This is a genomic window from Streptomyces sp. NPDC006923 (assembly GCF_040635655.1).
Taxonomy (GTDB): Bacteria; Actinomycetota; Actinomycetes; order Streptomycetales; family Streptomycetaceae; genus Streptomyces.
Genome location: NZ_JBEYIF010000046.1, coordinates 1 through 7,850, shown reverse-complemented (window position 1 = coordinate 7,850; position 7,850 = coordinate 1). Strand labels below are relative to the sequence as shown.

Below are 7,850 nucleotides of genomic sequence, written 5' to 3'. Positions count from 1 at the left end.
GAGGCGCTGACGTCGGCGGTGGCTCGTCTTCATGTGCGGGGGGTGGAGGTGGACTGGGCTGCGTTCTACGCGGGCACGGGTGCCCGGCGTGTGGACCTGCCGACGTACGCCTTCCAACACCAGCACTTCTGGCTGGAGCCCGGATTCCGCGTTGCCGACGTGACAGCGGTCGGCCTCGACCCGGCCGACCATCCCCTGCTGGGCGCCGGTGTCACCCTTGCCGACTCCGACGGCTTCCTGCTCACCGGACGGCTCGGCCTCGACACCCACCCGTGGCTCGCCGATCACGCCGTCATGGGCTCCGTCCTGCTGCCCGGCACGGCCTTTGTGGAACTGGCCGTCCGCGCCGGTGACCAGGTCGGCTGCGACCTTCTGGAAGAGCTGACCCTCGAAGCGCCCCTGGTGCTCTCCGAGCGCGGAGCCGTCCGGCTCCAGATCGTCGTGGGCGGGCCGACCACCGACGGCCGCCGGCCCTTCACCATGTCGTCCCGGCCGCAGGACGCCACGGACGCGTCGACCGACGGAATGTGGACCCGGCACGCGGCGGGCGTGCTCGCGGCCGGTGCGCCGGGTCCTTCCTTCGACCTCACCCAGTGGCCGCCGCCCGGCGCGACCGAGGCCGCGACCGACGACCTGTACACGGACCTGGCGGCGGGCGGGCTCGCGTACGGCCCGGTATTCCAGGGGCTTCAATCCGCCTGGCGGCGCGGCGACGAGGTCTTCGCCGAGGTGCGGCTGCCCGCCGACACCGTCTCGGCCGCCAAGGACTTCGGCCTCCACCCGGCCCTGTTCGACGCGGTCCTGCACGCTCTCGGCCTGGGCGGTCTCGGCGGCAGCGAGGGGCAGGGACGGCTGCCGTTCGCATGGACCGGCGTCTCCCTGCACGCGACCGGCGCCTCGGCGCTGCGAGCGCGGCTCTCCGCCTCGGGCGCGGGCGGCGTACGGCTCGAACTCGCCGACGCGGCAGGCGCACCGGTCGCCTCCGCGGTGACCGTACTGCGCCCGGTCTCCGAGGAGCAGGTGCGGGCGGCGGGGGCCGCCCACCACGAGTCATTGTTCCGTCTGGAGTGGGCGGAGCTTCCCGCGACGGCCGTCGCGGCGCATGACACGAACGACCGGTGGGCGGTGCTCGGCGCGTCCGGGGCCGCCTCGGCGTCCGGAGTGCCCTACGACCGCTACGAGGACCTCGCGGCACTCGTCGGCGCCCTGGCAGGCGACGCCGAGCCGCCCTCGGCCGTCTGCTACGAGCCGTACGGAGCGGGCGGCGCGGCGGAGCTGAGCGCCGACGCGACGCACAGCGCTGTCACCGGCACACTGGCCGTTGTCCAGGCATGGCTGGCCGAGGAACGTCTCGCCGACACACGCCTGCTCATCGTGACGCACGGCGCCGTGGCCGGCGCCGCCCCGGCCGGCCCAGCCGGTGCGCCGGCCGTCGACCCGATTGCCGCCGCCGTATGGGGGCTGGTCCGCTCCGCGCAGTCGGAGAACCCGGACCGTATTCTCCTGGTCGACCTCGACCTCGGCCTCGACGCAGCGGCGGTCTCGGCCCGGGCCCTGCCCGCCGCACTGGCCTCGGGGGAGGAGCAGATCGCCGTACGCGACGGCGTGCTGTCCGTTCCCCGGCTGGCGCGTGTCGCCGCGACCGACCCGGCAGCGGTCGCCCCCTGGAACACCGACGGCACCGTGCTGATCACCGGAGCCACCGGAATGCTGGGCGGTCTGGTGGCCCGGCATCTTGTCGCCGAGCACGGCGTGCGACGCCTGCTGCTGCTCAGCCGGCGCGGCGCGGACGCCGCCGGCGCCACCGAGCTGACGGCCGAGCTGTCCGAGGCCGGCGCCGATGTCGCGTGGGCCGCGTGCGACGCGGCCGACCGGGACGCACTGGCCGGAGCGCTGGAGACCATTCCCGCCGGGCACCCGTTGACGGCCGTCGTCCACACGGCCGGTGTGCTGGACGACGGGGTCATCGGCTCCCTGACCCCCGAAAGGATCGCGGGCGTGCTCCGCCCCAAGGTGGACGCCGCGGTCAACCTCCACCAACTGACCCAGGGCCTGGACCTGTCGGCGTTTGTACTCTTCTCCTCGGTGGCCGGCGTCTTCGGCGGCCCGGGGCAGGGCAACTACGCCGCGGCCAACGCGTTCCTCGACGCCCTGGCGGAACACCGGCGCGCCACCGGGGCCACCGCGACCTCCCTGGCCTGGGGCCCCTGGGCCGAGGGCGGCATGGTCGGCAGGCTCGACGAGGCCGACATCAGCCGTATGAAGCGCGCGGGACTGCCACCGCTGCGGGCGGCGGAGGGCCTGGCACTCTTCGACACCGCCGTCGCCACCGGAGCGGCGGCCGTCGTCCCGATGCGGATCGACCCGGCGGCCCTGCGAACCCAGGCCCTCGCGGGCACGCTCTCGCCGCTGCTGCGCGGACTCGTACGCGTCCCGGCACGGCGCGCCGTCGACACCAACGGCGCCAGCGGCGGCATGTCCGGGCTCCAGCGGCAGCTCGCCGGGCTCGGCGACGCGGAACAGGACCGGCTGCTGCTCGATCTGGTCCGTACCCAGGTCGCGGTCGTGCTGGGCTACGCGGGGCCCGACGCCGTGGAGGCCGACAGGGCGTTCAAGGAACTGGGCTTCGACTCGCTCACCGCCATCGAACTGCGCAACCAACTGGGCGGCGCGACCGGTCTGCGGCTGCCTCCCACCCTTGTCTTCGACTATCCGACGTCCAGCTCCCTGGCGGGATATCTGCGCACCGAGATCATCGGTGACGATCCGGCCGACACTCTCCCGGACCGGGCGATCACGGCCTCGGACGACGACCCCATCGCCATCATCGCGATGAGCTGCCGCTTCCCCGGCGGCGTCAACTCGCCCGAAGATCTCTGGCAGTTGCTCGCGGAGGGCGGGGACGGCATCTCCGCGTTCCCGGCCGACCGGGGCTGGGACTTCGACACCCTCTACAGCGACGACCCCGACCGCGAGGGCACGAGTTACACCCGCGAAGGCGGATTCCTGCACGACGCACCCGAGTTCGACGCCGCGTTCTTCGGGATCTCGCCCCGGGAAGCCCTGGCGATGGATCCCCAGCAGCGGCTGCTGCTGGAGACCTCCTGGGAGGTGTTCGAGCGGGCAGGCATCGATCCCGCGACCCTGCGCGGCAGCAAGTCGGGCGTGTTCATCGGCTCCAACGCCCAGGACTACCTCCAGCTCTGGCTCAACGACCCCGAGGGCCTCGAAGGCCACCTCGGCACGGGCAACGCCGCCAGCGTCGCCTCCGGCAGGATCTCCTACACCTTCGGACTCGAAGGCCCCGCACTCACACTCGACACGGCCTGCTCGTCGTCGATTGTCACCCTGCACCTCGCCGCACAGGCACTGCGCAACGGAGAGTGCTCGCTGGCCCTCGCCGGCGCCGCCACCATCATGTCCACGCCCGGCGCATTCACCGAGTTCAGCCGCCAGCGCGGACTCGCGGCCGACGGCCGCATCAAGGCGTTCTCCTCGGACGCCGACGGTACGAGCTGGTCGGAAGGCGCGGCCATGCTCCTGGTGGAGCGGCTGTCCGACGCGCGGCGCAACGGACACCCCGTGCTCGCGCTCGTCCGTGGCACCGCCGTCAATCAGGACGGCGCGTCCAACGGCCTGACCGCGCCCAACGGCCCGTCGCAGCAGCGTGTCATCCGCCAGGCCCTCGCCAACGCCGGGCTCTCGGCGGCCGAGGTGGACGCGGTGGAGGCCCACGGCACGGGCACCACCCTCGGCGACCCCATAGAGATCCAGGCCCTGCTCGCCACCTACGGCCAGAACCGGCCCGAGGGGCGGCCCCTGCTGCTCGGCTCGGTCAAGTCGAACATCGGCCACACCCAGGCCGTCGCGGGCGCCGCGGGCATCATCAAAATGGTGCTGGCGATGCGGCACGGGCTGCTGCCACGGACCCTGCACGTGGCCGAGCCGACGCCGCACGTCGACTGGTCCGCCGGTGACATCGAGCTGCTGACCGAGGCCCAGGACTGGCCGGACACCGAGAACCGTCCGCGCCGCGCCGGCGTTTCCTCCTTCGGATACAGCGGCACCAACGCACACGCCGTATTGGAACAGGCACCCCAGCAGCCCACGGCCGCGCCGGACACGGCCGCCCAGAACACCCTCCCCGTACTCCCGTGGACCCTGTCGGCCCGCACCGCGGCGGCGCTGCGCGCGCAGGCCGAGCGACTCCGCACCCACCTGGAGACCGCCCGGCCGGACGCCGCGCCGGACCTCGCCCACGCCCTGGCCACCACACGCTCAGCCCTCGAACACCGCGCGGTCATCATCGGGCGGGACAACGACGCGCTGCGCCGGGGCCTGGAGGCGCTGGCCGACGGACGCGGTACGGCCGGTCTGACCCAGGGCACATCGGTCGCGGCCGGCAAGCGCGCGTTCCTGTTCACGGGGCAGGGGAGTCAGCGCCTCGGCATGGGACGTGAACTGTACGCGGCGTATCCGGTGTTCGCGGACGCGCTGGACGCGGTCTGCGCCGAGCTGGACGGGGCACTCGAACGCCCCCTGAAGGACGTCCTGTTCGGAGACGACGCCGGACTCCTTGACCGTACCGGGTACACCCAGCCCGCTCTGTTCGCGATCGAGGTCGCTCTCCACCGGCTCGTGGAGAGCTGGGGCCTGACGCCGGACTTCCTCTCCGGGCATTCGATCGGTGAGATCGCCGCGGCGCATGTGGCGGGTGTGTTGTCGCTGGTGGACGCGTGTGTGCTGGTGGCGGCGCGTGGCCGGTTGATGGAGGCGTTGCCGTCGGGTGGGGCGATGGTGGCGGTGGAGGCGTCGGAGGACGAGGTGCTGCCGCTGCTGTCGGACCGGGTGGCTGTCGCCGCGGTCAATGGTCCTTCTTCGGTGGTGGTGTCGGGTGACGAGGACGCTGTCCTGGAGATCGCGGCGCGTTTCGAGGCGGAGGGGCGCAAGACCAAGCGGCTTACGGTCAGCCACGCGTTTCATTCGCCCCATATGGACGGGATGCTGGACGCGTTCCGGGACGTGGCCGCAGGACTGTCGTACGACGCTCCGCGCATTCCGATGGTGTCGAGCCTGACGGGCACCCTTGTCTCCGCGGACGAGCTGGGCGACCCCGAGTTCTGGGTACGGCACGTCCGCGAGCCCGTACGTTTTCTCGACGGCGTACGCACCCTTGAGGCACAGGGCGTCAGCACCTTTGTGGAGCTGGGCCCGGAAGGCGTGCTCACGGCCATGGCCCAGGAGTGCGTCACCGGCGACACGGCCACATTCATTCCCGCGCTCCGTGGCGGCCGGCCCGAGCCCGAGACGGTGACCGCTGTCCTCGCCGGCCTGTATGTACGGGGCATGGCACCGGACTGGAAGGCGTTCTTCGCCGGGACGGCCGCCCGCCGAGTCGAGCTGCCGACGTATGCCTTCCAGCGCCGGCGGTACTGGCCGGAACACCCGATGACCGCCCTTGTGCGGAGAGACGAAGAGCGTCTCACCGGGCCGGACGCATGGCATTACCGGGCGAGCTGGAAGCCACTCCCCATGGTCTCGGACGCCCGGCTCTCCGGTGTCTGGCTCGTGATGGTTCCCTCGGCGGCCGACGAATCCACCCTGGTCAGGGCGGTGCTGGACGGGCTGGCCGAACGCGGCGCGGAGGTACGGCGCGTCCTGGTGACCCCCGGGCAGAACGACCGGGCGCCGCTCGCCGAGCGTCTTCGTGCGGAACTCGGCGACGACAGCGCCCAGCCGATCGCGGGTGTGGTGTCGTTGTTGGCGTTGGATGAGGTGGCTGGGGTGGTGGCCACGGTTTCTTGTGTGCAGGCGTTGGGTGATGTGGGTGTGGATGCGCCGGTGTGGGGTGTGACGTGTGGTGGTGTGTCGGTTGGTCGGTCGGATGGGGTGGTGCGGCCGGGTCAGGCGGCGGTGTGGGGTGTGGGTCGGGTGGCTGCGTTGGAGTTGCCTGGTCGGTGGGGTGGGTTGGTGGATCTGCCAGAGGCGGTGGATGGGCGGGTGGTGTCGCGGTTGGTGGGTGTGTTGTCGGGGGTGGTGGGTGGTGAGGATCAGGTGGCTGTGCGGTCGTCTGGTGTGTTTGGTCGTCGTTTGTCGCGGGTGGTTCTTCCTGTGGGGTCGTCGGGTGTTTCTGTGGGTGCGGGTGGGGGGTTCCGGGTTGGTGGGTCGGCGTTGGTGACGGGTGGTACGGGTGTGTTGGGTGGGCGTGTGGCGCGGTGGTTGGTGGGGTGTGGGGTGGATCATTTGGTGTTGGTGAGTCGTCGTGGGTTGGCGGCTCCGGGGGCGGTGGGGTTGCGGGATGAGTTGGTGGGTTTGGGTGTGGGGGTGACGGTTGCGGCGTGTGATGTGGCTGATCGGGAGGCGTTGGGTGGGTTGTTGAAGTCGTTGCCGGTGGGGTCTCCGTTGTCGGTGGTGGTGCATGCGGCTGGTGTGCTGGATGACGGTGTGCTGGATGGTTTGACGCCGGAGCGGTTTGAGGGGGTGTGGCGGGCGAAGGTGGCGTCGGCGGTCCATTTGCATGAGTTGACGCGTGGGATGGATCTGTCCGCGTTTGTGTTGTTTTCTTCGATTGCCGGTACGGTCGGCGCTGCTGGGCAGGCGAATTATGCGGCGGCGAATGCGTTTTTGGATGGGTTGGCGGAGTCGCGGCGTGCTGAGGGTTTGGTGGCGACGTCGGTGGCGTGGGGGCCGTGGGCCGAGGGTGGGATGGCGTCGGACGATGCGCTGGCGGCGCGGATGCGCCGTGGTGGCGTACCGCCCATGGACCCCGAGTCGGCCATCGATGCTCTCCAGCGTGTCCTGGAGGCGGACGAGGCGGTCGTGACGGTCGCGGATATTGATTGGGAGCGGTATGCACCCGGGTTCACGGCCGTACGACCCAGCCCGCTGATCGGAGATCTGCCCGAGGTCCGGGGCGCTGCTGCGCACGCCCAGGACAACCGGCGCGGCGGCAGCGCCGCCACCGAAAGCCTGCCCGCCCTGACCACCCGGCTCCTCGGCCTGCCCAAGACGGAACGGGAACAGGCCGTGCTCGACCTCGTCCGAGCCCAGGTGGCCGACGTACTCGGCCACGCCGACGTGACCGAGATCGATGGCGCCCGCGCGTTCCGGGAGATCGGCTTCGACTCACTGACCGCGATCGAACTGCGCAACCGGCTCAACGCCACAACCGAGCTGCGCCTCCCGGCCACGCTCATCTACGACTATCCGACACCCATCGCACTGGCCGACTTCCTGCGCACCGAACTCCTCGGCGAGCAGGAGGCCGTCATCGGGACGGTGGTCGCGGCCGTGTCCGACGACCCGATCGCGATTGTGGCAATGAGCTGCCGCTTCCCCGGCGGGGTCCGGTCTCCGGAGGAGCTGTGGGAACTTCTCACCTCCGGTGGCGACGCGATTTCCGACATGCCCATGGACCGTGGCTGGGACATCGAATCCCTCTACAACCCGGACCCCGCCACAGAGGGAACGACCTACACACGGCAGGGCGGCTTCCTCGACGACGCCGCCGACTTCGACGCCGCGTTCTTCGGCATCTCGCCGCGTGAGGCGCTGGCGATGGATCCGCAGCAGCGGCTGCTGCTGGAGACGTCGTGGGAGGCGTTGGAGCGGGCCGGTATCGATCCAGCGACCCTGCGGGGCAGCAGGACCGGTGTCTTCGCCGGCACCAACGGCCAGGACTATCTCTCGCTGCTGCTGGACGACACCCAGGGCCTCGAAGGGCATATGGGCACGGGCAATGCCGCGAGTGTCGTATCCGGTCGGGTGGCCTATGCGCTGGGGCTTGAGGGGCCGGCGGTGACGGTGGATACGGCGTGTTCGTCGTCGTTGGTGGCGTTGCACTGGGCGGT

At 71.2% G+C, this 7,850-nt stretch carries 1 protein-coding gene; it reads left to right on the top strand.

Annotation, left to right across the window (positions count from 1 at the left end; genetic code table 11):
* Positions 1-48: 48 nt before the first annotated feature.
* On the top strand, positions 49-7,850 hold a 7,802-nt coding region (locus tag ABZ707_RS33035), incomplete at its 3' end, for an SDR family NAD(P)-dependent oxidoreductase (protein ID WP_360182527.1).